This is a genomic window from Nocardia sp. CY41 (assembly GCF_009829325.1).
Taxonomy (GTDB): Bacteria; Actinomycetota; Actinomycetes; order Mycobacteriales; family Mycobacteriaceae; genus Nocardia.
The window spans coordinates 1-21,887 of sequence record NZ_VUOS01000049.1 but is presented as its reverse complement, the minus strand read 5'-3'; the positions used below and the strand labels follow the sequence as shown (position 1 = coordinate 21,887).

Here is a 21,887-nt window from a genome sequence, read left to right as displayed (position 1 = left end):
TCCGCTTCCCACGCCCGGCGCACCGGATCCAGATGCCGCATCGACTGGTCGATATCGACCGCCCGCGAGATCTGCCACCGCGCCCGGTGGGCGCCTGCGATCCGGATCGCAATCGCGATCGCGATCAACAGCAGCACCAGCAGCGCCGCAACGATGAACGCGGCGACCTGCGACGCCTCATCACCAGCGCCGCGCAGACGAGATCCACCGGGGCGGGTGGCCTCCTCGAACAGCAGCGCCGCCGCCGCACCCAAACCGGTGCGGGTGCTGCCCGCCAGCCCACCACGGCCAGCGGCACGCGGTCTGTATCGCTGACTCGCATACGGCACTTGCGCGCTGCGCGCGAGTTCCTTCGCCGCCGCCGCGAACGGGCCCGGTGTATCGCCCTCCAGGGCCTCGCTGAACGCGGCGAACACCCCCGACGCCTGCCCAGCCGCCCACGCCCACTGAGCCCGGTCACTGGTCGGGATCGCGTCCAGGCGCCGCTGCCACTCACCGATCTCGGCTGCGGCCGCGCGCCACGTCTGCGGATCCTCCAGACCCGCACCGTCGCGCCGCGCACCCGATCGCACCGCCGCGCCGAGCCAGGCGGTGACCGCGTCGGCGCGAGCCTGCGGTGAATCGGCCCAGTGCTGCTCCCGCAGCGCGGTCAGCGTGAGGTCGTTGTCGAGCTTCCCGCCGCCGACCCACGGCCCGACCTCGACCCCGTCGCGGCGCCACCGCACCGAATATCCCTCGACATGGGTTCGCCCACCGGCGGCGTACCGGGGTCGGATCGACACCCCGGCCTCGCGCAGTGCGTGCACGAACTCGGTCTCGGTGTCGGTGCCGGTCGCGGCCGCGCGCACCACCCGGCGAAGTCGTTCGCGTTCGGTTTCCAGTGCGCCGGTGCGCTTGGCGCGCTCGATCTCCGCGCGGGAATTGCCGCTGTGCCCGCCTCCCTCTTCCCGGGACCGCAGCACTTTCAGCCCGAATTGGTGCTCGAGTTCGTTGCACACTTCCTGAGCCCGCAGCCGGTCACCCTTCTTGCGGCCGGGCCCGTAGTCGTAGGTCGAGACCTTCGATCCGTCCTCGCGGATCAGGCTCGCCGCGATGTGGATGTGCTCCTGGCCGTCGCCGCGCTCACCACTGCGGCCGTGCCGCACCGCCGCCCACCGCGCGGGCGCGATCTTCCCGTCCGCGCTGCCGGTGAATCCCATCCGCATCATGAACTCGTTCGCGAGTTCGGCCCATTTCTCGTCGGTCAACTCCTCGCCGGGATTCAACGCCAGCACGCAATGCCACACCGGGGCGTTGCGCATCGTGCCCTTCTCACCCTTCGCCGCGGGCTCGACCACATCCGCGCCAGGGCCCCGGCCACCCACCCCCGCACCGACTTTCGCGCGCATCCGCGCTTGCGTGCCGTGCAGCAGGCGCGGCAGATCCAGCTCGTGCGCAATAGCGAGAGCCACCTCCCGCGACGCCCGCTTGTCCTGCGGCCCATCGAAATCGCGCAGCCACTCCGCCTGCATCACCGTCGGCGACCCCGCGATCACATGCCGGTGACGGTGCTCGTTGTGCTCCCCCTCCCCCAACAAGTAGACGAGCAGCCCGCCGATCTTCTGGCCACGCGAGATCTTCGGAATCACCTCCGCACAACCTGCCGTGACAACTGCTCGATCGCCGCGGCCCGCTCACCCAGATCCGTGATCAGCTCCCGCAGATCCTCCAGCACCTCCCCCAACTCGTCACCGTCGACGACACCGTGCGTATTCGCCACCCGCGCGATCTGGTTCAAGTTCGCACCGACGTGAGACAACTCCGACAGCCGCACCTCGTGCAACGACCGCGCCGCCGACAACAACGCCGCCGACAACGCCTTGCGCTTCGCCCACGGCAACCATGGCCCCTCCCCCCGCCCCGACTTGCGTGGCGAGGCCGCCACCAGCTCCCCATCCGAACCCGCACCCGGAAGCGCGGACTCGACCAGGAACCACGGCACCGTGGACGGAATCTCCTGTGCCGCCGCCAGCACCGCCGCGTACTCCGACTCGCTCAGCACCACCTGAACCGTGCGCTTCGGCCCGACGATGTTCGGCCGGCGCCGCCGCTTCTCCGCTCGACGGATCTGCTGTGAACGCCGCGAACCACTCGCGCCAGCCTGCTCCTCGGCCACCACCAACCCACCTCTCCTGCTTCCGTTTCCGGCCCGTCGGACGGGCCGGAAAACCCATGCCCAGCGCAGCGACCACCCGTCCCCGGGTGGGGTTCCTCCCTCGGAGGAACGCACAAATACCTATGGTATTTGTTAACTTGCTCCGCCCGGGGCTGAGTACTCAGCGTACCGGACTTGAGGTGTTGGGAGGGTTGGGAATTGACCTCACTGCGCGGTCGATTCCGGTACGGCGGGTTGGTTTTCGCGGCTACGGTTCGCGGTATGGCTGGGTCACATGCAGAGCGCGCCGATGAGTTGGCGGCGCAGGCGAATCGAGAGCTCAAGAAGGCGCTGGATTCCAGCGCGGACATACCGGACGGGGGGTGGGCGAACTACGCCGGAACGGGCCGCGAGGCCGCCGAGCGAGTCATGTGGGAGCGGGTGCGAGCGCTCCAGGCGCAAGCGCAGATCCATGCAACCCTGGCCCTCAACGACACCGCCTACCTGCGCGGGTAGTGTTCTGACACGACGAGACCCCGGCGGCTACCTTCCGCCGGGGTCTCGTCTTCTGTTTGGAGCTGGTGCTACTTCCGCAGTTCGATCACCCGGGCGCCGGTGCCCGCGTGGCGCTTGGCGTCGGCCTCCAGCCAGTTGCGCACTGAGGTGAAGCCGATCTTCAGGTCCCGCGCGATCCGGCTGGCCCCGTGCTCGGGGTGCTCGTCGTGCCGGGCCAGCACGTGGGCGATCTGCTCGGCTGAGGAGCGTGCTCCGGTCGAGCGGCGCACCTCGTGCGCCCGGTGCCACACCGCCGCGGTGATTCCGGCCGGCGGTGCTCCGTGGGCCTCTGTGGGGTGCTCTGTAGCGCCGGTCTGGGTGCTACGCGGGGTGCTCCGTTCGGCGCGAGCGTGCTCCGTAGCAACCCGGCGGTGCTCCGTGGGCTGCTCCGCAAGGCGCTGCGCAACAGCGGAAGTGCTCCGCAGGGTGCTCCGCACGGCGACCGGGGTGCTCCGCTGGCTGCTCCGCAGAGGGGCCGGACTGCTCGGTTCGTGCTCCGCAGGCTGCTCTGTAGCAGTCGCCTGGTGCTCCGTAGCAGGGTGCTCCGTTGGGGTGCTCCGCTGCTCGGTGACCCGCGCAGCAGGGTGCTGCGCAGGCTGCCGGACCGGCGCGGTCTCCTCGGTACCCGACCGGCCTGCCACGGGCTCTACCAGCCCCTCAGCGGCCTCGGGCGTGGCCTGCGCGTCGTCCGGATCGACTGCACGGGACGCGGTTTCCGTCGCGCTCGCCGGGGTGCTCCGCTGCTCCGCAGAGTGCTCCGTAGCAGGAGGGGTGCTCCGCAGACTGCTCAGTTCGTGCTCTGCGAGGTGCTCCGCAGACTGCTCCGTAGCAGTGCTCCGCTGCTCCGCAGAGTGCTCCGTAGCGGCCGGGCTGCTCTGCTCAGCGGGCTGGGTGCTCCGCACGGATACCGGGGTGCTCTGTTCGTGCTCCGTAGCAGCAACCCTCGGGCGCTGCGGAGCAGGTGCTCCGTTCGGGTGCTCCGTAGCGGTGCTCCACTCACCAGGCTGCTCCGCTCCGGACTGCTCCGTGGCGGGCTTGGTGGCCGGTTGTGCGACGCGGCTGAGTTCGGCCAGGCGGTCGTTGATGTCGTCATCGGCGGGCACCTCCGCCGACGCGACCGCGATGGCGGCGCCGAGTCGCTTGGACACCGCGTCCTGGGCGACCAGTGCTACGCCGATCATGATCGGCGCGACCGCGTGCACCGCGGCGTCGAACCAGGCGTGCACACGCAGGTATGGGTAGGTGTTCAACGTGATGGTCGCCGCCAGCAGCACCGCCTCGGTCCACCGGATCAGGGTTTCGCCTTCGGTGATCTTCCAGCGGGCCACCGCGTTGCCGGACACCATGAACACCACCAGCACGGTGGAGATCAAGCCTTCGAGCAGGTAGCTGGCCCAGTACAGCGGGTCGGTCGCTCCGCCGGGTGCGACGTTGTGCTGCACGTTGACCGCTGACCACACCATCGCGGCCGCCACGACGCCGGCCAAGGCGCGACCGGACCACTTCTTGACGCGGTACAGGTTCGCCAGCTGCGCGTGCGGGCTGGCCTGGCGCCGCTGCTCCGCCAACGCCCGCCGCGCGGTCACCAAGTCCTGGGCATCAGCGCGCAGGATCTCCGCGTGCGCGCGGCGCACCTGCTCCGCGGTCGACTCGGCCGCCTCGACCTGCGCGAGGCGTTCCAGGCGCTCGTGCGCGCGGATCCGCTCCGCCAGCCCACGATTGGCCGCGAGCTCCGCCTCCGACAGTGCTGCGGTCAACGCCGGATCGGCCTGGTGCGCCAGCCGTTCCCGCGCGGTGCGCACCCGCTCAGGCAGGGCACCGACGACCAGACTGTCGCCATCAGGGGGTGTGGTTCGGGGTTTCAAGCGAGAGAACATCAGCGACCTTTCTGGAAGTGAGAGTGGGGGTCACTCGGTGATGTGGCCGTCGTCGTCGGCGGGGGGAACGTTGTTGGCGTCGAGGTAGGCGGTGATGGCGTCGTCGGCGATGTCGGTGATGCGGTAGCCGTGGGCGCGAAGCCATTCCAGGCGTGCGAAGGTCGAGCGGCGCAGCTGCGTCGCGAACGATCGCTTCTGCGGGCGCTGGGGCCGGGCGATGGTCACCCGCTTGGCCGGTGCGGACACGGTCTTCTCCTCTCGTTCGGCGACCTCACCGGTGGTGGGTGCCTCGTTCTGTTCAGCGGGTTCCGGCGCGGCCTGCTCGGGGTTGACGCGGCCGGCCTGTTCGCGGCGTGCGCGGCGGCTGGTCGGCCGGGTGGACGGGACGTCCATGCCACGGTTGGGTGTCGGGCTCATGCGCGGACTCGCTCGGCCACGCGCTTGGCGGCGTCCTTGTAGGCCACGGCCGCGCTGCTGGTGGGTGCGTGGACTGCGACCGGGACCGCGCGGTCCTTGGCCTCGCGCACGCGGATGGTGTGCGGGATCTCGCCGAGATAGGCCCCGCCAGCATCCCAAGCGCCCCAGTCACGCACCAGGCCATCTCGCACCGACTGTGCGACCCGGGTTCCGCCTTCGTAGTTGGCCAGCAGCACGAATCGGATCTCCAGATCCGGGTTGAGCCCGTCTTGGACGTCCATCACCGCCTCCCCCAATCGAATCAGGGCCCGGATCTCGTCGGGTCCGGCCTCGAGCACCGCCAGCACGTCGTCGGCGGCCGCGAGCGCGGCTTCGGTCATCGACCCGAGCGCAGGCGGGCAGTCGATCAGCACGACGTCGTAGTCGGTCACCTCGTCGAGCTGACGCGCCAGGCGCATCTGCCCACCCGGTCCAAGGCCGCCGGTCTCCAGTTCCTTCAGCGCCAGATCCGCGGGCACCAGGTCCAACCCGAACGCCGTGGAGTGGATCGCCTCGCGCAGCGGGACGCGCATCTGCCGCTCCCGATGCAGCACCTCGTACAGGCTGGCGTCGTCGTCGCCGAGCTCCACACCCAACCCGCTGGTGCTGTGGGCCTGCTGGTCGGCGTCGATCACCAGCACCGCCAGGCCCTCTTCGGCAAGGTGGTAGCCCAGGTTGATCGTCGAGGTGGTCTTGCCGACGCCGCCTTTCTGCATGGCTACCGCGATCACACGAGGCCGAGAACTGGTCATCATGCCGCCTTTCCGAAATGCATGCGAAAGTTCATGAGAGAAAACATGCATGCAGACTAGGGGCCGGGTGGCGGATTCTCCGGACGCCAGGCCGGATCATCGCGAGACCAGACATCCCGGTCAGCGACTCCCCACACCCGCAGCCACACCGGCGTCCCCAACGCCCACGAGACCTCGGCCGTACCGACGTAAGCGACTTCACCGGGCAGCGGCTCCGGATCGCGGGTGAGGTTCATCGCCGCCGCCCACTCCTGGGCGATCGATTCCGCGGCGGCGTCGACGTGCTCGCCGCCGATCTGACCCATCAGCACATAGCGCCCAGCCTCATACCGCGACGCGGTCAGCTGCCAATACAGCGGGGTCAGCCCCTTGGCGCGGCCCAGCCCGTTGACGTAGCCGGTCACCATCGCCGACACAGCCTCCATCAGGCCGTCGAGATCACCGTCGAGGCTCATCCCAGCTCGTCCAATCCCTCAGCGAGCGCAGCCTTCGCCTCGTCGATGATCTGCTTGGCCGCAGCGATCTTCTCGACCACGGAAATCCGAGCTTCGGCAGCGGCCGCCGGCAGCGGCGTGCCGATCGGCACCCAATCCGAACGCAGCCAGTCACGGCTGCTGGACAGGGAGTTGCGGGCGTTGTCGAGGTCGCGCAACGCGGCGCGGAACATCTCTTCTCTAGTGGGGAGACTCATGCCACCATTCTACCTTGCATGCATGTTTTCATGTAAGAAAACATGTCTTCATTCATGTTGGCTGACCTGCATTTATGGCAATGCCGGGGAGTCACGCGCGCACGCGCGTAGACAGACCTTTCCCCAGTGAAAGGAGGGCTCGGCCCCCTTGCCGGGCGGCCGTCATTCTGGCGGCCCAGCGGCTATCTGGGCGGCCCAAATCGCCTCGTCCAGGCCAGAGTCCAGGTCCCACGGCGCGAGCTGCACGGTCGGCTCGGCGCCGCCGTCGTGGTCGGCGGGGACCTGGTGCCGCAGCTCGAGCCAGGCATGCCACTCGGCACGCTGGCGCTGGATCCGGGCGAGGAATTCGGCGCGCACCTCGTGCAGGCCGTGGGCGGCGGCGATGTCGTCGAGTGAGACGAGACCGGGAGAGACGGTGCCGCGGCCGCGTGTGATGAGCCCGGCCTGGGCGAGCACGGCGAGGGTGTCGTAGCCGGTGCTGCGACCGACGCCCGCGGCCGCGAACACGTCGGCGACGTTGGTGAGGCCGGTGTCGACGATCAGCTGGTAGACCGCGCGGTGGTGCAGTCCGAGGACCTTCCAGGCGTCGTGGACCGGCCGCAGCTGCACACGGTCGGCCGGCACCGGCGCCACGGCCTGGTCCAGCTCCGAGCCGCTGTAGGCAGTGACCAGGCTGTAGCAGTCAGCCTCCCGGTGCACCGCGCGCCGGATCCGCAGGATCGGACTGCCCGGCCGCTCCCGCAGATCCGCCAGCACATCAGCGACCGTCCCGACCGACAGCAGCCCCGCAAACCCCGCCAGCGCGCGCACACCGACCGCGACCAGCGGTGTCCCGTCCCGGCCGGACTTGCCCGCAACCAGCGCCGCGTAGGCCAGTGCATCGAGCACAGCCAGCACTGTCCAGCGGTGCTGTTGACCAGGCCAGGTCTGGTGCACCCACGCGTGAGCTGTGGCAAGCCAGCGGGAGTGGGTATCGCTATGCAGCGGAGCAGATTTCGAGCCGTAGGCACCTTCGGGGGGTGTGAGAGTTCCTAACCTGTGTTCGGGAGACCGGACTAACGAGCTGGCTGTGATCCAGCGGGTACAGATGCGCTCCCAGTCAGCGGCCAGCGCCTCGTCGGGGCGGCGGTAGTGCGCGTACGCGACCGCTAGCCCACCCCAGTTGTCGTCACGGCGCGCGCGCACGTCATCGAGGCTCCAGCCACGTTTTGCGCATGCGGCCAGGACGCTGGCACGCGCCTCCGACCGGGAAGGCCAGCGGGCATCGGCAGGCATGACTCCGGTGACCGCGAATGCCTCCACGGCGGCCGGGATGGGGCTCCTCCAGCACCAAGGGGCGCGCAGCCGCGCCGAGCTGCCCACGCCCTCCCACAGGTCCGCAGACAGCTCCACAGGGGCCGTAGAAGGCTGCTCGGGGGTGGTGTGGTCGGGGCCGACACCCAGGTACTCCCGCAAGCGCGCGAGAAGACCGGGCTCCGCACCCTGACGCAGCGCGGCCACCGCCTCGTCGACGGCGCCGTCGAGCTCGCGGACCGCGCCGTCGCGGGTCGCCGACCCGGGCGGGGTGATCGCACCCGTGCGCGGGTTGAGCATCAGGCCGATATCCAGCGTCGGCAACCGCGAGGCCAGCAGCCGCATGACCGGCTCGATCTCGTCGCGACTGTGGGTCTCACCGGCAGCGAAGGCCGCGATGACGTGGCGGCCGCGGTTGGCCGGGTTGAGGTCGGACACCGGCAGCGCACCGCACGCACGCAGCCACGCTTTCGCGTAGGCCACGTCCTGGGCCACCTGCACCGGCCCGCCACGTTTGGAGTCAAAGTCCAGCGCCAGCAGCCGCGTGCGGTGCGCAGCGTCGTAGACCGGCACCGCGGCCGGGTCCGCCGGCGGCGGTCGTCGAGTAAGCCGCCGAGTCGACGACGTGGTGTTCGTGTCGGGGTCGATCAGCCGCATCGACGGCCGCGCCGCGATGAGCGGGGCGAGAGTCGCCCAAGCCAGCTCACGAGCCGTGTCGGCGGGAGCTGGAACGTCGTCGTCGGGTAGCGGGAAAAGTGCAGGTCGCAAATTGTGATCTACGGCCTCGGCCGTATCACTTGGTTGCGAATTCGCACTCTTGCTACCCTTGTGCACGCTTAGCACAAGCAGCGGATTCCTAGTGGGTATCGGGGTCCAATCGAAGGCCTTCCAGTTCGCAGCTGGGGGCCTTCACCCATTTCTGGGGCGGGTATCCCGCCCGCACTACGGCGGGCGGGGTTCTCCAGGCGGTCAGGCCGGGAGTCTCAAGTCCTCCTGGTGGCTCGGTGGAAGTCCGGGATAGTCGGGGAGTCCAAGCAGACGCCGCAGCGCCAGCTCGTACACGGCACGCTGGGTCAGGCCGTGCACTTTCGCCGCTTCCTGGACTGCGTCGACTACATCGCGAGACAGTTGCAGGCCGACGCCTTTGGTCGGCGGGAGTGTGACTGGTCTGGCCATAGCGACCTTTCTAGAGGTAATCCCGGGCCGAGCGAAGCCGACACGCCGCAGAGGTTTTCCCACAATCTGTGTGGATTCCGCGGTTCATGTAGCAGGTGCGGTTTCGATGACGTCCCGGACGTGGTTGGCGTCGATGAGCTGACCAGCCCCAATGAGGCGTGAGATATGCAGTAGGGCCGAATCGTGGATCTCTTGGGCAGGGTGGCGAGTCGCGTTGGAGGCCACCGCGTCTCGCACGACCCATGGAATGTATCCGCGCTCGAATGCGTCGAGTGCTGTCTTGAGAACGCAAGCGTCTGTGGCGATTCCGCAGATGATGAGGTCAGTGACATCGAGCTGACCGAGTAGGGCCAGGCCCTCGTCGGTCAGCGCGGTGTAGGTGGTCTTGTCCAGGGTGTGTGCGTTGACGTGGGTCATGAGCGGCACCAGCTCGTCAACGAGATCGGTGTCTGGCGGCCCGTAGAGGGCCCGCCAGCCGATCAGGGTTTCGTACGGGCTACCCGCGTAGTTCCAGTACCGGGTGAAGACGGTGGGTCGGCCGGTGGCTGCCCACTGAGTGGCCAGATCGAGAACAACCGGGATGGCGGGCGCGCTGTGCTGGTTGACGAAACCCTTTTGTGCGTCGACGACCAGCAGGGCCGCCTTCTCCAGTCGAATGGTCATCGACCTGCCTCCTTGAGTGCTTCCATGGCCAAGCTCAGTTGTCCTGGTAGGCCACTGGTGTTCACGATCGCGTCGCGCATCTGCTGGTGCTGCCCGGTCTCTTGTGGCCGGGGCGTGAGCAGTACGGATCGTGCTGCGCGCAGGAATCCGTACCCGTAGCGGTCGCATACCTCTGGATCTGCGCCGTTTTCGACCTGCTCGTTGATGTGGGCGGTCAGAGCCCACACGGCTTGGAGGCCGATCTCGAAGGCGACGAGATCGCCTTCTGGTAGTGCCCGCAGCGGATCGTGCGGGTGGTAGACGACACCGGACCAGCTTGCCCACGCGCTCGAAACACCGGGGGTGCCAAACGATTTCATGTCCGGCCGCTGGTAACCAGTAGTCAGGAGTTCTTGCTCGATCCGCTGGCCGTTGACCTGGGCGGCGGCCGAGTCGGTGAGGTCGCGGTCGACGAGGATGCGCGGTGCGCAGATCAGGCGCAGCCCGGTTTCGAGGGTGGGACCGATCCAGGGGACCGAGTACACCCAGTAGAGGCTCAGCACATAGGCCGCTTGGACCGGCTCACCGGTCAGGCTGCTGAGCTGCGTACTCGCCCATTTCAGGTTTTCCTCGTACGACTGGTACCGCCAGATCGCCAAGGTGGTCACGTCGGAGATGTCGAGGTCTTCCACGAGGTGGATGATCGCGGTTCCCCAGGGCCAGACGATGAGGGTGCACTCGTCGCCGGCGTCTTCCAGACTCGCGGTCCAACACGGCGTTTTGCCGAGGTATCCGGTCGTCTCCTCCATGCCGAGTTCGCTGCGCAGCCGTTCCGCGCCTGTCGTGCCGACGTGCGCCGCGATGAGCTTGTGTGAGCGGACACCGATCCGGCTGCTGGCGGTGGGAGCGAGCGCGCCCACCGCGAGGAGGACATCACCTGGCGGTGTGGTGGTGGTTTCCCAGGAGGTGACGTGACCGGGCTTGATATCCCGGCCGACGAGTCGACTCAGGGCCTCAGCGAAGGTCTTAGGGGACATCCCTGCTGTCGAACGCGCCATGGCGACGCGGTTTTTCGCGATGGAGGAGTAGTTGGGGTGGTAGCTCGATCGCCTCGTGTGCAGGCCGGTCACGGTGCCGGGGCTGTCCGGGAGGCGACTGACATTCACCCCGCCTCCTGGATCGACGTGTCAGAAGACGCGGATGGGTGATGGAGGCTGAGGTTGGAGTAGACCTCTTCCATCTGAGTTTCGAGTCGAGCGAGACGCTCCCGGATCTCGTCGAGTTCGCCTTCGACCGCTTCGGGTTCGGGCTGGGAGCGCACGAAGCTGCCCAGGCCGTGGAAGGTTTCGACGAGTCCTTCGTCTCGCAGTTCGGTCAGCGCGCGCTCAACGGTGTTGACCGACACCTCCCACTGCTCCGCAAGGCTGGTCTTCGCCGGCAGTTGGTCGCCCGGGGAGTAGTCGCCGGAGGTGATCCGCTGCCGGAGATCGTCGGCCAGTAGCTGCCAACGAGGTCGTCCGGGTCGTTTGGTCATGACGCCAGATTAAGTGATCAGGTATCACCAAGTCTCATACCACTCATACCTATTGACTACCAATGAGTTCCTTGCTGTACTGACTCATTGGTATCAGTAGGTATGAGTAGTTAGGACATGTCGTGACACAAGCACACATTCGGCGGGATGCCGAAGCGGCAGGGACTCTGATCCGGCTGGCGGAAGGCGCGGGCCTGGTGCGCATGCATCCGCGGACGCTTCGCCGCTGGATCGCGCAGGGAAGGTTGACCGGCTGGCGTATGCCGTCCGGCCACATTCACGTCGACCGCGACGAAGTACTGAGCCTGGCGAAGCCGATGCACACCGCCGACCTCCAGCACGAGGTGTCGGCGTGATGACCGCCCTCGACATCCGGCCCGCTGGGCCTGCTCTGGATCTGACCGCTGGTCTTGTGGCCGTCCTGACCGCTGAGGTGCAGCGGCTGCGGGGCGAGCTGCACAACTTGCAGCGGCTGGTCGATGACCTTCTCGACCGTGAGTCGATGGTTGCGGGTGCCGCGTGCATGGAGCAGCTGACCACCGCTGCCGCGATTGCGCGGCTGGGTGCGCCTCGTGCTCGGCATCTTGTCGTGGACGCCGTGCAGACCGCCGCCGGATCGGTGGTGTCGGCATGAGGACGCCGTGGTCGTGGGTGGCGAAGAAGCTGGACGATCGCCGCTGGCAGCGTGGGATGGAGCGGGCGCGGGCGATCAACGGCTCGAAGGTGTGGGTTTCGGAATCGTGGCGCCCGGTCGGGGAACAGGCCGAGGGCCGCTCGGCGATGGTCTGGGGGCGGATCTCGTGCCAGCTGACCCCGCATCGGGCGCATTTCATCGGCGGCGATGTGTGGGTGGTGGACTTCCTGCCGGGCCGCCAGCTGACCCGGGGGCAGGCTTACGACGCGATTTCGCTGGTGGCGCACCCGGATTCGGATGAGGCCGAGGTGTGGGCGGCGTCGCTGGGCATGACCGCGGCTGAGGTCCTGGCCCGCGCGGCGTGGTGGGCGGGGGTGTCGGCGTGATGGACACCTACACCACACCGACGGGCATCACGGTCCGCGTCGGCCAGCTGTGGACCGACGACGTGTACCGCCAGGACGCCCGCGTCATCCAGGTCGTGGAGATCGCTGAGCCGCACACCGATTACAAGGGCGCGGTCCGCTGCACGGTCACCTACCGCGTGGTCGCCGAGGGCGGCACCGCGCGGGCGTTGACCCGGACCAAGACCATCGACGCCGCCCGCCTGACCGATCCGCGCCTGTACCGGCTGGTCGAGGAGGTGCGGTGATGGCGCGTGAGCGTGTGGTCGACGTGCTGATCCCGGTCGTGCCGGACTCCGGCGGCAACAGCAACGGGATCGGTGTGGTCGGTGCGATGGCCGGTCTGTTCGGCGCGGTCGTGGTTTTCGCTGGCATCACCTGTGTGGCGGTGTCCTGCACCGATTTCGGACCGGGTTCGACGATCCCGACCGGTAACGGGTGCGCGCCGTTCTGCACCGCGACCGTGACTCCGGGTGCGGAGGTGGCGCGGTGACCAGCATCGATCTGCTCGGTCCGGTGGTCTACCGCGACCGTGCGTGCCACGGCGTCGACCAGGACGTCTTTTTCCCGAATGGGTCTGAACCGAAGGACATCCGCCGCGCGCAGGAAATCTGCGGGCGCTGCCCGCGGCTGGCCGAGTGCGCGGCGTGGGCGGCTCCGCTGGTGCGCTCGGGTGCCTTGACCGACTGCGTGGTCGCGACGGTGAAGGCCCCGGCTGCTCACTCCAACTCCGACAGGCGCCGCCGACGTGACGCGGCCGCCGATCAGCTGGAGGCCGTCGCCGCGTACGCGGCGACGGCTGCCCAGGCCAAGGGGGCGGCATGAGCAGCAGCGAGATCGCTACGGCGGTGCGGGTTTTCCAGTTGCACCGCGACCAGGACGTGACCGGCTACTCGGGCGTCGGCGTCGTCGCTGACGGCGTGGTGTGGCCGGACGGGACGGTGTCGATGCGGTGGCGCGGCGAGGTCCGCACCACGGTCGAGGCCGCCCGCATCGAGGACATCGAAACCATCCACGGCCACGACGGCGCGACGCGCGTCGTGATGGTGGCCGCTCACGGAAAGGGCGGTGCCTCGTGGACCGCAGTGTGAAAGCGCCTTCGGCGTCGACGGGCGAGTACCGCGAGATCGCGGGTATCGCCGGGCTCGCGGTCGGGGTTCCGTCGCTGGTCGAGCTGGCCGGGGCCGCTGTGTGGGCGGCCCCGATGTACGGCGGGCCGAAACAGTCTGTGCCGTTCCACAGTCCGGCCGGGCTGGCGTGGGAGCTGTTCTCGACCCATGAGCTGGTGTGGAGTCCGCAGGCGTGGGCGGCGCTGGGCACTCTGGTCGGCGGCGGGCTGCTGACGATCGGCGCGACGGCGTGGGGCACACGCTGGATGTGCGAGCAGTACGCGGCCGCGCGTGAGGCTCGTCGTGAGGCTCGTCGGCGCAGCAAGGGCCGCCGCAAGTCGCTGGCCCCGGCCCGCGCGGAGCGGCACGAGGTCGACGACCGCGCGAAGTACATGGGTCGCGGCGCGGAGCTGGACGATCTGTGCTGGGCGGCGGTGGAGGTCAAGGCCCTGGAGCTGGGTGTGGGCCTGGCCGAGGGCCAGGTGCCCGGCGTGCTGATCGGGCGCGCGGTCACCGACAACCGGGAGCTGTTCGGGTCGTTCGAGGATCTGCACCTCGATATCTGGGGCCCACGCCAGGGCAAGACCTCCTCGCGGGTGATTCCGGCGATCATGGACGCCCCCGGTGTGGTCGTGGCCACCTCGAACAAGCGCGATGTCGTGGATGCGACCCGCGCCCACCGCGTCGACAAGGGCGAGGTGTGGGTGTTCGACCCCCAAGGCGTCGCCGAAGAGGAAAACAGCTGGTACTGGGACCCGTGCGCGTGGGTGAGGGGTGAGGAAGGCGGCCCGGACGCCCAAGAACGCGCCGCGCAGCTCGCTGATCACTTCGCCGCCAGCGTCGATGGCGCCGACAAGGGCGATGCGTTCTTCGAACCCGAGGGCCTGGAGTTGCTGTCGGGGCTGATCCTGGCCGCCGCGCTGGCCGAGAAGCCGATCACGCAGGTGTTCGCGTGGGTCACCAAATCGGCGGACCGCACCCCCGAGAAGATCCTCCGCGAGCACGGATTCGACTTGGCCGCAGCGGCGGTGGGCGAGCAGTACACGGCCGCGGAGAAGCAGCGCTCCGGTGTGTTCGCCACCGCGAAAAAGATGTGCTCGATCCTGAAGTACCAGCGGATCCGGTCGTGGGTGACCGCGCCGGACGCTGGTGAGCGCCCCCGGCGCGCGTTCGACGCCGCCGAGTTCGTCCGCAGCACCGGCGACACCTTGTACCTGCTGAGCGAGGAAGGCAAAGCCTCCGGTGGGCCGCTGGTGACCGCGCTGGCGGCGGCGGTGGCCGATGCGGGCAAGCGGGAGGGCACCCGGTACGGGGGCCGGATGCCGATTCCGATGCTGATCGTGCTGGATGAGGCCGCCAACATCGTGCGCTGGCGGGACCTGCCCAAGCAGTACTCCCACTTCGGTTCTCGCGGAATCGTCGTGATGACGATCCTGCAGTCCTGGGCTCAGGGTGTGCGCTGCTGGGGCGCCGATGGCATGGGCGCGTTGTGGTCGGCGGCCAACATCAAGGTCCTCGGCTCCGGCCTGGACGACGCGGGATTCCTGCGAGACCGCTCGGAGATGGTCGGCGCCCACAAGGAGCGCACGACGTCGGTCTCGCGCGGTCAGCGACCGGACTCGGTGACCGAGTCGACGTCGCTGACCACCGAACCCACCCTCACTCCCAGCGATATCGGCGCGCTGCCGCGCGGGCGGTGCCTGGTGTTCATTTCCGGGCACCGCGCGGTGCTGGTGCGCAGCGTGCCGTGGATGGAGCGCGGCGACGCCGACCTCATCCGCGCCTCGCTCGCCGAGCACACCCCCAACCCCACAGCCACATCCACGGCCACCCCGCGTCTGCGGGCCGTGCCGCCGCGCGAGGAGGACGCAGCATGACCGACACCACCACCGACAACAACGCCAGCGCAGAAGCCATCGGATCCGCTGCCGCGCAGGCCATTGCGGGCATCGAGCTGGGTGAGCTGCTGGATTCGGCGGTCCGCAAAGCGGTCGGCGCGCAGTTCGCCGCCGCAGCCAAGTCGATCGCCGCGGAGGTCGTCGGCGCGTTCCTCACCGACGAGGTCCGCGCGCAGATGACCGAGACCGCGGCCCATGAGGCCGAGTTGGCGCTGAACCCGCCGGTCGAGGCCGCCCGCGCCGACGACGGGCAGGAAGACGAGGAGCAGGAGCCGCAGCAGAAGTACCCGACGGTGCAGGCGTTCGTCGAGCAGTGGGTGAGCGAGGTCTACCGGCGCGAGGTCAGCGAGCACAACATCGAGACCAAGCGCCGGTGGTGCCCGCAGTGGTGGCGCCACGGCGAGGCCAAGGCGCGCCTGGAGGCGCTGTGGAACGCGTTCGAGGCGCTGCGCCAGGGCGAGACCGTCGAGCAGTCGCTGTTCTGGCTGGTCCATCTGGACCCGCACATGACCCGGCTGTTCGATCCGGAGGGCCCGTTCAAATACTGCTCGCCGAACGAGGGCCACCACGGCCACCTGGCCGCGCTGCCGGTGGTGCCCGCACCGGCGAACTACAGCAGCAGCGACGTGAACCAGACCGAGCACCCGTCCGGGCTGGTGATCCCGACCGGGCCCGCTCGCCGCCGTGTAGTCATCGCGCAGTTCCCGTGATGTCCACGCCAGCACGCGAGCGCAGACCCGCGCCCGCGCATGAGCGCGCCAGCTGGGAGCGGGTCACCAGCGCGTTGGAGAAGGCGGTGGGCGCCGGGCGCGAATCGGGCTCCTGGACCAAATACTGCTGCCCGGTGCACGAGTCCGACGGCCGCTCGCACAACCCCAGCCTGGGCGTGAAGTACCTGCCGGACGTCGGTCGCACCAAGGTCGAGTGCTTCGCCGACTGCCCGGACACCCTCGTGCTGGAGCGGATCGGCCTGCAGATCGCCGATTTGTATGACCAGCCGCTGCGCCGGGGCGGCGGCGGCGGCCGCCGTCGTACCCCGCCGCGGGCCCAGCGCCCCGCGGTGGTGTCGCGGGCGGATCAGGCCATCGCCGCGGCCGGGCTGCCGCAGGTCAAGCCCAGCAAGGACTACGGCCGCCAGCTCGGCCGCACCGAGACGATCGCGACCTACGTCTACACGCGGCCGGACGGGCAGGTCGAAGGCGAGGTGATCCGCAAGCACACCCGACACGAGCACGGCCGGAAAAAGGACTTCTACCAACGGCGCTGGAACTCCCAGACCGGTCGGATGGAGCCCGGCGGGTTCCCCGCGATCCCGTTCCGGCTGCCCGAAGTCCTCGCCGCGATCGAGCAGGGCCGCACGGTCTACATCGCCGAGGGCGAGGAAGACGTGCTGGCCCTGACCAGGGCCGGTGTCGCGGCAACCTGCAACGCCGCAGGCGCGGGGAAGTGGCGCCCCGAGCACGCCAAATGGCTGCGCGGCGCCCGCCGTGTGGTCGTCATCGCCGACCGCGACGCCCCCGGGTTCCGGCACGCGGACAAGGTCGCGCAGTCCCTGACCGGCTTGGTCGGTGAGGTCCGGGTCGTGGCAGCCCGCGGCGGCAAGGACTTCCGCGATCACGTCCTGGCCGGTTACGAGCTGGGCGAGCTGGAGCCGGTGGCGGGCCTGGACTACCGCACCCCGATCGACACCGCCGGCGTCGTCCCTTCCGCCGATGAGGCGGCCCTCACCGCGGGCACGGCCGCCTCACCCACTCACCCGCCCCGCACACCCGAACTCGATGGAGGTTCCCCCGATATGGGCTTTTTCCTGTCCGACGACGCCCCACAGCAGCAGCATCACGACGACACCGTCGACCGGGTCGGCAGCGGCTTCGCCCAGCTGATCCGGCTGCTGATGCAGGAGATCATGCAGCGCGCGATCGCATCGCACCAGGCCCGCAAGGTCGCGCTCGAACAGTGGCAGCGCAGGGAGGAGCAGCGCCTGCGCGAGCACGAAGCCCAGGTCGCCGCCCAGCGCAAGGCCGCCGAGACCGCGCTGGCCAAGGCCAAAACGAAGGGCTGGGACCATCTCTCGCGCAGCCAGGTCGCCGCCGCGTTGCAGGAGGCGGTGTCGTGGGCTCCGGATTCAGAGGTCGCCAAGCGCATGGCCGAGGATCTGGTCTCCCACATCCGTGAGCGGTGGGGCGTGGCTGTCGACATCGACAGCGGGAAGGTCACCGTGGAGGCCGCGACCCCGCAGATGGTCGCGAAGATGGCGGCCGCCGAACGTGATCGCGCTGCCGGGTCCCGGTTGTCCACCGCGCAGGACCGCATGGTGGCGATGGTCGCGGCGGAGGAGATCGACGAGTCGGTCAAGGCGCAGCTGTACGCGCAGATCGAGCAGTGGCGCAAATCGCCCACCCCGCAGGGGCTCACCGAGCTGGGCAACAAGCTCAAGGACGCCAAGGTGGGCGAGCACACCCGCGCCCGCATCAAGTTCGTAGCCCTCTACCTGGGCGGGCCCGCGACCTTGCCGCCAGGTGTCACCGAACTCGGCGCGGGATCGGTGCTGGCCTCCGCCGCGCTGCGGGCGATGGACGAGCCGCTGGTGGACCCCGGCGAGGAGATCAAGAACAAGGTCGACACGATGCTGATGGACTACCAGGCCCGCCTGCGCCACGGCCTGTCCACCCTCGAAGTGCAGGCGCGGCTGGCCGACGCCGTGTCGGTGATGACTCCAGAGGATCAGCAGATCGCCCGCGACCGCGGCAAGACGATCCGCGCCAACCCCGCCGGGGACTACAAGCCGCTGTGGCCCGATCACGTGGACCGCGACGAGCTGTCCGCGACCGTGCGCGCCTACGCGGCGCTGGCGCCGTCGGTGGAGGCCCGCATCGCCCGCGCCGACGGTCTGGATCCGCAATGGGCGCTGGACCAGCGTGACCGGGCGCAGGGGATGCGCACCCGCATCGAGAAAGCCATCAAGTCCGGCAAGGGCCTGCACCAGCTGGAGAAAGACCAGCTGCGTGCGGTGCTCACCGACATCGAGGCCGGGAAGGTGTCCGTGCCGGACATGCTGCTTGCCGACGACCGGTCCACCGCGGCCGTCGACCGCGACCGCGCCGACGAGATCGCCCACCAGGCCGCCACGATCCACCGGCGCGAGCTGGAAGAGATCCTGGCCACCTCCGCCGCCCCCGAGGGCACCGCCCGCAACGTCCGCGCCGAGATCAACCGGGTCACCGCCGAGCAGACCCGCCTCGCGGCGGGCCGAATCTCGTTGCGGGACTACGAAGGCACCGAAGCGGATGAGAAGTTGCAGGCCGCACTGGTCGCCAACGGCGTGCCTGAACCGGTGCGTAACCAGGTCAAAAAGCACTTGGACGCCACCCGGGAGGACAGCGCGATCACCGGCCGCCAGGCCCGCCGCATCCAGGACCGGTGGGCTGATCGGCGTGAAGCGGTGCAGGTGGCCCACGCCCCGAAAGAACCCGCCTACGACAGCCCCGAACGGCTCGCCGCGCTGGAGTTCAACCTGCGCAACGCGGGCCTGTCCGAGGACGAGGTGCGCCAGTGCCTGGCCGCGGACGCGGGCCGCGCCAAACCGCCGTCCGCGGCGGTGCAGGCCAAACCCGAGCGGCGGCCGCGGCTGACCACCCCCGGGATGGGTGTGCAGATCCAGCAGTCCCACCACCGCAGCGGGCCCGACACCGACTTCGGTATCGGGGCCTGACAACGGATTCGATGCAGGAGCAATCCGATGGCGCCGCTGGACACCGCTTCTGACCGCGAGCCCGACACCTATCCGTGGAAGGCCGCACCGGCCCACCTCAAGACCCGCCGCCAACTCCGGGCGGCGGGCCTTGCCCCCGGTGGGCACGCCCCCGCCGCCCAGACCGAAACCACACGCTTCGGCCGACGGCAGATCACCTACCTCTACGACTCCCGCCTGGCCGTGCCCAAGCGGACCGCGAGCCCCAAGCAGCTGCTCGCAGTCGCCAAAGCGATCCGCGAACACCAGGCCCGCGCCGCCGAACGGCGCGGGGTCTCCCGTCGAGAACTCACCCAATCCGCAGATCCGGGGCCGGGCTGGAACACCGACCCCACCACCTATCAGGAGGAAAACCCGATGTCCCAGAGCACCTTCGACGGTGATCGTCGGCATGTGGATCTGTTCGATGTCCACGTCCGCGCCAACCAGCTCAAACGGGCGCTCGATCAGGCTCACCATGCCGCCGCGACGGGGCACGACGACCAGGTCGCCGAAGCGGTGATCACAGCCCAAGAGGAGCTCGATGAGCATTTGCGCCGCTTCCGCGGCGAGCTGAGCAACGCTCCGCAGTGGCAGTCCTGGTACGAGAGTTTCGACCGAGTCGCTGATGCCCGTGAGATGGCCCAGTGGCTCCACAACGCCCTCGCCACTCCGGCCGGCCACGGTCAACGGGTCGCGTATCTGCTGGCCACGGTCGCGGTCAACCAGGCCCGCCAACGCCTGGACAAGCTCGACGCCGCGGTCGAGGAGGCCGAGCGCCAGGGCGGCGATGCGGTCGCCGAGCTCGAAGCCACGATGCGGACCGCGATCGACAACGCCGAGGCCCGGCTCACGACGAACACCGCCCAGCACGGCCCGGCGTCGGTGGCGCCGCTGGCCGACGCCTTGGTGTTCCGCACCGGCTCGGACCTCGCCGCCGACCGACTGACCCACCTCACCAGCGACTACGCCACGACCTGGGGCGTGCGCATCGACGCCGATGAGCTGGCCGTGGACCTGGCCGGTGACTTCGATCCGGTCGCCGCCCAAGACTCCGCCGAAGTCAAAGCCCTGTTCGACCGCAAGTCGGCCGCCGTCGACATCGTCTCCGCGCTGCCGCTGTCCGATGCCACGAAAGCCGCCGTGGGAGAAGCGCTCTCGGCATGGCACTACGGCATCGACCCGGACAGTCCGCACGCGACCCTCGACGGTGAGGAGGCGCTGCGGCAGCAGCTGGAAGCCGACCTGGCCGCGGCGAAGATCAGCGAAGCCGACCGGGCCCGTGTGGGATTCGTCGTCGATTTCCTGCGCGGCGATGTCAGCGACATCGATCTGCTGGCCTCACCAGTGTTCGTCGACCCAGGGGAGGAGACCCGAGGCCGGGTTCCGAAACTGCTGGAGGAATTCGCCCGGAACCAGAGGATCGCCCCGCAGGTGGGCCGGGAGATCTCGGTGATGACCGCGGCCGATCAGGAGCGGGTCCGCGCTGCGGGCAAGGCCATCGCCGCCGGGGACCAGGTCGACACCAAGCTGTGGCCGGGATACGTCGATCGACAGAGGCTCGCCGAAGACCTCCACGACTACGCCCACGACGTCCAGGAGATGCGCCTGGACGCCGACTACCTGGCCGAAGGCCGGATGTCGGAAGAGGAACGAGCACGGCTCGGGCACAAATCGCCCACCATGCAGGACGAGACCAGCGCCCGTATCGATCGGATCGTTGCGACCCGGGAGAAGCTGCTGGACACCGCGCAGGGCGGGAAAGGACTGGCCTCGATCGAGCGCGCGCAGCTCGCCGCGATCATCACCGACATCGACACCGGCCGCACCGAGCTGCCGGAGCTGCTGTTCGCCGACGAGCACACCAAAGCCGATGTGGACTTCCTGCGCCGCGAAGCCGCCGCGTCCCAACTGGCCGACACTGCGCGGGAGGCGATCACCCAGCGCATCGACGCCACCAACGCGGTGGATCCGCACACCCGCGCCGCCGCTCAGCTCACCGAGGCGGTCAAGGACGTCGGGTACACCCTCAGCAGTGTGGCCAGCGGTTCGCGGGCGTTCAGCCTCCAGGCGAAGCGCACCGCGTTCGTCGAAAAGCGCGGGCGCCTCGGCCAGGCCCTCGCTCAGGCCGGTGTCCCGACGACCGCGCGAGCCGAGATCCGCGACCTGCTCGACACCCACGCCCGCAAGGCCGGTGAACTCGGCAACGCGTCGCTCGCGCGCACCGAGCAGTGGGAGGCCAAGTCCGCGCAGGTCGCCGATGACCGCGACGACGCGATAGCCCAGCGCCAGGCTGCCGACGCCGGCCGCGCCAAACCCCCCGAAACAGCCCGCCAGCCCCGGGGCCCTCAGCGCGCGTGCACAGCCCGCATCGACACCAGCCTCACCACCGCCCAAGCCGCGGCACCGGCAGGAATCCGGCAGCTGCACATGCAGGAACAGGAGATCGGCCGATGAACACGATCGAGGAGCACGTGATGCTGGTCGCCTACCCCGCCCCGCCCCGCCCAGCAGTGGCCCGCCGTCGACATCTACGGCGGTGAGGTCATCTTCGCCGTGGACGGGACGTTCGAGGGCTACGAACGCGGCCAGTGGTGGGAGTCGGTGATCCTCGACAGTGGCGAGGCAGGAGTCCCGGCCGCCCTCGACGACATCGACACCGAGCTGACCCGCCGGGGCTACACCCGCACCAGCCGCTGGCACGGCCCGAAACTCACCCGCCGCGGCCAACCGCCAATCGTCACCGACCAGCGTCCACGACCCGACCAACTCCTCAACCGACCACTCCCGACGCACGAGCCCAAACCGTAAGGCGGATCAGCAGTTACCCGCGCGTCCTACATTGCCCCTGGGGTCAGCTTCGGGAGTTCTGGGCCGTATTCGCGGAGTTTGCCTTTGACGTGCGGGCGGGAGTCGCCCAGCTGCACGCCGAGGGTCGGCAGTCGGCGGGCGATCTCCAGTCCGGTCAGCGGCGCGGACAGGGCTTTGCCGATGTCGGCGGC

General features: G+C 69.3%; 25 protein-coding genes. 13 read left to right on the top strand and 12 right to left on the bottom strand.

The features are described 5' to 3' along the window. Both GVY64_RS34565 and GVY64_RS34560 read right to left on the bottom strand, forming a co-directional pair. On the bottom strand, window positions 1-1,628 hold a 1,628-nt coding region (locus GVY64_RS34565), incomplete at its 3' end, for a relaxase/mobilization nuclease domain-containing protein (RefSeq protein WP_159850543.1). Beyond that, a complete protein-coding gene (locus tag GVY64_RS34560; protein WP_159850541.1) occupies window positions 1,625-2,041 on the bottom strand; it encodes a MobC family plasmid mobilization relaxosome protein in 417 nt (138 codons plus the stop codon). The genes GVY64_RS34560 and GVY64_RS34565, both read right to left, overlap by 4 nt. Before the next feature lie 375 nt (window positions 2,042-2,416). On the opposite strand from GVY64_RS34560, the gene GVY64_RS34555 reads away from it, so the two are divergent. Then, entirely contained in the window at window positions 2,417-2,650 is a 234-nt protein-coding gene (locus tag GVY64_RS34555) for a hypothetical protein (protein WP_159850539.1), read from the top strand. A gap of 68 nt (window positions 2,651-2,718) precedes the next feature. On the opposite strand, the gene GVY64_RS37470 is transcribed toward GVY64_RS34555, so the two are convergent. From GVY64_RS37470 to GVY64_RS34505, 10 genes are all read right to left on the bottom strand, one after another. Further along, a complete protein-coding gene (locus tag GVY64_RS37470) occupies window positions 2,719-4,554 on the bottom strand; it encodes a hypothetical protein (protein WP_201298300.1) in 1,836 nt (611 codons plus the stop codon). 42 nt (window positions 4,555-4,596) lie between these two features. Beyond that, a complete protein-coding gene (locus GVY64_RS34545) occupies window positions 4,597-4,983 on the bottom strand; it encodes a hypothetical protein (RefSeq protein WP_159850537.1) in 387 nt (128 codons plus the stop codon). Beyond that, window positions 4,980-5,777, bottom strand: a complete 798-nt coding sequence (locus tag GVY64_RS34540) for a ParA family protein (protein WP_236567482.1) — start codon at window positions 5,775-5,777, stop codon at window positions 4,980-4,982. The genes GVY64_RS34545 and GVY64_RS34540 overlap by 4 nt, the downstream gene beginning before the upstream one ends. A 53-nt stretch (window positions 5,778-5,830) precedes the next feature. Further along, window positions 5,831-6,229: a hypothetical protein gene (locus GVY64_RS34535; RefSeq protein WP_159850535.1), complete on the bottom strand. Its 399-nt coding sequence runs from the start codon at window positions 6,227-6,229 to the stop codon at window positions 5,831-5,833. Then, entirely contained in the window at window positions 6,226-6,465 is a 240-nt protein-coding gene (locus GVY64_RS34530; RefSeq protein WP_159850533.1) for a hypothetical protein, read from the bottom strand. Before GVY64_RS34530 ends, GVY64_RS34535 begins: the two co-directional genes overlap by 4 nt. A 162-nt stretch (window positions 6,466-6,627) precedes the next feature. Beyond that, window positions 6,628-8,526 carry a hypothetical protein gene (locus GVY64_RS34525; protein WP_159850531.1) on the bottom strand — a complete coding sequence of 633 codons (1,899 nt, stop codon included), beginning with the start codon at window positions 8,524-8,526 and terminating at the stop codon, window positions 6,628-6,630. Between the two features lie 201 nt (window positions 8,527-8,727). After that, window positions 8,728-8,934 carry a hypothetical protein gene (locus tag GVY64_RS34520; protein WP_159850529.1) on the bottom strand — a complete coding sequence of 69 codons (207 nt, stop codon included), beginning with the start codon at window positions 8,932-8,934 and terminating at the stop codon, window positions 8,728-8,730. Between the two features lie 84 nt (window positions 8,935-9,018). Further along, on the bottom strand, window positions 9,019-9,597 hold the full coding sequence (locus GVY64_RS34515; RefSeq protein ID WP_201298299.1) for an isochorismatase family cysteine hydrolase: 579 nt from the start codon (window positions 9,595-9,597) through the stop codon (window positions 9,019-9,021). Then, window positions 9,594-10,742 (bottom strand): hypothetical protein, encoded by a 1,149-nt coding sequence (locus GVY64_RS34510; protein WP_159850527.1) that lies wholly within the window; start codon window positions 10,740-10,742, stop codon window positions 9,594-9,596. The genes GVY64_RS34515 and GVY64_RS34510 overlap by 4 nt, the downstream gene beginning before the upstream one ends. Next, window positions 10,739-11,110, bottom strand: a complete 372-nt coding sequence (locus tag GVY64_RS34505; protein WP_159850525.1) for a GntR family transcriptional regulator — start codon at window positions 11,108-11,110, stop codon at window positions 10,739-10,741. Before GVY64_RS34505 ends, GVY64_RS34510 begins: the two co-directional genes overlap by 4 nt. 122 nt (window positions 11,111-11,232) lie before the next feature. Between GVY64_RS34505 and GVY64_RS34500 the strand changes: the two genes are divergently transcribed. The 12 genes from GVY64_RS34500 (at window position 11,233) to GVY64_RS34445 (ending at window position 21,696) form a co-directional block, all read left to right on the top strand. Then, window positions 11,233-11,466, top strand: a complete 234-nt coding sequence (locus GVY64_RS34500; RefSeq protein ID WP_159850523.1) for a DNA-binding protein — start codon at window positions 11,233-11,235, stop codon at window positions 11,464-11,466. Continuing rightward, window positions 11,466-11,744, top strand: a complete 279-nt coding sequence (locus tag GVY64_RS34495) for a hypothetical protein (protein ID WP_159850521.1) — start codon at window positions 11,466-11,468, stop codon at window positions 11,742-11,744. The genes GVY64_RS34500 and GVY64_RS34495 overlap by 1 nt, the downstream gene beginning before the upstream one ends. Further along, window positions 11,741-12,130, top strand: a complete 390-nt coding sequence (locus GVY64_RS34490) for a hypothetical protein (protein ID WP_159850519.1) — start codon at window positions 11,741-11,743, stop codon at window positions 12,128-12,130. Before GVY64_RS34495 ends, GVY64_RS34490 begins: the two co-directional genes overlap by 4 nt. Next, window positions 12,127-12,396, top strand: coding sequence for a hypothetical protein (locus GVY64_RS34485; protein WP_159850517.1), 270 nt, complete (start codon window positions 12,127-12,129; stop codon window positions 12,394-12,396). Before GVY64_RS34490 ends, GVY64_RS34485 begins: the two co-directional genes overlap by 4 nt. Beyond that, window positions 12,396-12,641, top strand: coding sequence for a hypothetical protein (locus GVY64_RS34480; RefSeq protein WP_159850515.1), 246 nt, complete (start codon window positions 12,396-12,398; stop codon window positions 12,639-12,641). Before GVY64_RS34485 ends, GVY64_RS34480 begins: the two co-directional genes overlap by 1 nt. After that, window positions 12,638-12,973 (top strand): WhiB family transcriptional regulator, encoded by a 336-nt coding sequence (locus GVY64_RS34475; RefSeq protein ID WP_236567481.1) that lies wholly within the window; start codon window positions 12,638-12,640, stop codon window positions 12,971-12,973. Before GVY64_RS34480 ends, GVY64_RS34475 begins: the two co-directional genes overlap by 4 nt. Continuing rightward, window positions 12,970-13,239, top strand: a complete 270-nt coding sequence (locus tag GVY64_RS34470) for a hypothetical protein (RefSeq protein ID WP_159850513.1) — start codon at window positions 12,970-12,972, stop codon at window positions 13,237-13,239. Before GVY64_RS34475 ends, GVY64_RS34470 begins: the two co-directional genes overlap by 4 nt. Then, a complete protein-coding gene (locus tag GVY64_RS34465) occupies window positions 13,224-15,134 on the top strand; it encodes a type IV secretory system conjugative DNA transfer family protein (protein WP_236567480.1) in 1,911 nt (636 codons plus the stop codon). The genes GVY64_RS34470 and GVY64_RS34465 overlap by 16 nt, the downstream gene beginning before the upstream one ends. Next, the gene (locus GVY64_RS34460; RefSeq protein WP_159850511.1) at window positions 15,131-15,865 is read left to right on the top strand and encodes a DUF4913 domain-containing protein; all 735 of its coding nucleotides are present in this window, start codon (window positions 15,131-15,133) and stop codon (window positions 15,863-15,865) included. Before GVY64_RS34465 ends, GVY64_RS34460 begins: the two co-directional genes overlap by 4 nt. Then, window positions 15,865-18,867, top strand: coding sequence for a toprim domain-containing protein (locus tag GVY64_RS34455; protein WP_159850509.1), 3,003 nt, complete (start codon window positions 15,865-15,867; stop codon window positions 18,865-18,867). Before GVY64_RS34460 ends, GVY64_RS34455 begins: the two co-directional genes overlap by 1 nt. 27 nt (window positions 18,868-18,894) lie before the next feature. Beyond that, window positions 18,895-21,342: a hypothetical protein gene (locus GVY64_RS34450; protein WP_159850507.1), complete on the top strand. Its 2,448-nt coding sequence runs from the start codon at window positions 18,895-18,897 to the stop codon at window positions 21,340-21,342. 99 nt (window positions 21,343-21,441) lie between these two features. Next, window positions 21,442-21,696, top strand: coding sequence for a hypothetical protein (locus GVY64_RS34445; RefSeq protein WP_159850505.1), 255 nt, complete (start codon window positions 21,442-21,444; stop codon window positions 21,694-21,696). Window positions 21,697-21,887: the final 191 nt, after the last annotated feature.

Bases quoted from the DNA above. Each gene is read 5' to 3' on its own strand.
- GVY64_RS34450 (WP_159850507.1), top strand. From the start codon at position 18,895: ATGGCGCCGCTGGACACCGCTTCTGACCGCGAGCCCGACACCTATCCG.
- GVY64_RS34520 (WP_159850529.1), bottom strand. From the start codon at position 8,934: ATGGCCAGACCAGTCACACTCCCGCCGACCAAAGGCGTCGGCCTGCAA.
- GVY64_RS34545 (WP_159850537.1), bottom strand. From the start codon at position 4,983: ATGAGCCCGACACCCAACCGTGGCATGGACGTCCCGTCCACCCGGCCG.
- GVY64_RS34540 (WP_236567482.1), bottom strand. From the start codon at position 5,777: ATGATGACCAGTTCTCGGCCTCGTGTGATCGCGGTAGCCATGCAGAAA.
- GVY64_RS34535 (WP_159850535.1), bottom strand. From the start codon at position 6,229: ATGAGCCTCGACGGTGATCTCGACGGCCTGATGGAGGCTGTGTCGGCG.
- GVY64_RS34505 (WP_159850525.1), bottom strand. From the start codon at position 11,110: ATGACCAAACGACCCGGACGACCTCGTTGGCAGCTACTGGCCGACGAT.
- GVY64_RS34480 (WP_159850515.1), top strand. From the start codon at position 12,396: ATGGCGCGTGAGCGTGTGGTCGACGTGCTGATCCCGGTCGTGCCGGAC.
- GVY64_RS34490 (WP_159850519.1), top strand. From the start codon at position 11,741: ATGAGGACGCCGTGGTCGTGGGTGGCGAAGAAGCTGGACGATCGCCGC.
- GVY64_RS34555 (WP_159850539.1), top strand. From the start codon at position 2,417: ATGGCTGGGTCACATGCAGAGCGCGCCGATGAGTTGGCGGCGCAGGCG.
- GVY64_RS34530 (WP_159850533.1), bottom strand. From the start codon at position 6,465: ATGAGTCTCCCCACTAGAGAAGAGATGTTCCGCGCCGCGTTGCGCGAC.
- GVY64_RS34460 (WP_159850511.1), top strand. From the start codon at position 15,131: ATGACCGACACCACCACCGACAACAACGCCAGCGCAGAAGCCATCGGA.
- GVY64_RS34455 (WP_159850509.1), top strand. From the start codon at position 15,865: ATGTCCACGCCAGCACGCGAGCGCAGACCCGCGCCCGCGCATGAGCGC.
- GVY64_RS34495 (WP_159850521.1), top strand. From the start codon at position 11,466: ATGACCGCCCTCGACATCCGGCCCGCTGGGCCTGCTCTGGATCTGACC.
- GVY64_RS34470 (WP_159850513.1), top strand. From the start codon at position 12,970: ATGAGCAGCAGCGAGATCGCTACGGCGGTGCGGGTTTTCCAGTTGCAC.
- GVY64_RS34515 (WP_201298299.1), bottom strand. From the start codon at position 9,597: ATGACCATTCGACTGGAGAAGGCGGCCCTGCTGGTCGTCGACGCACAA.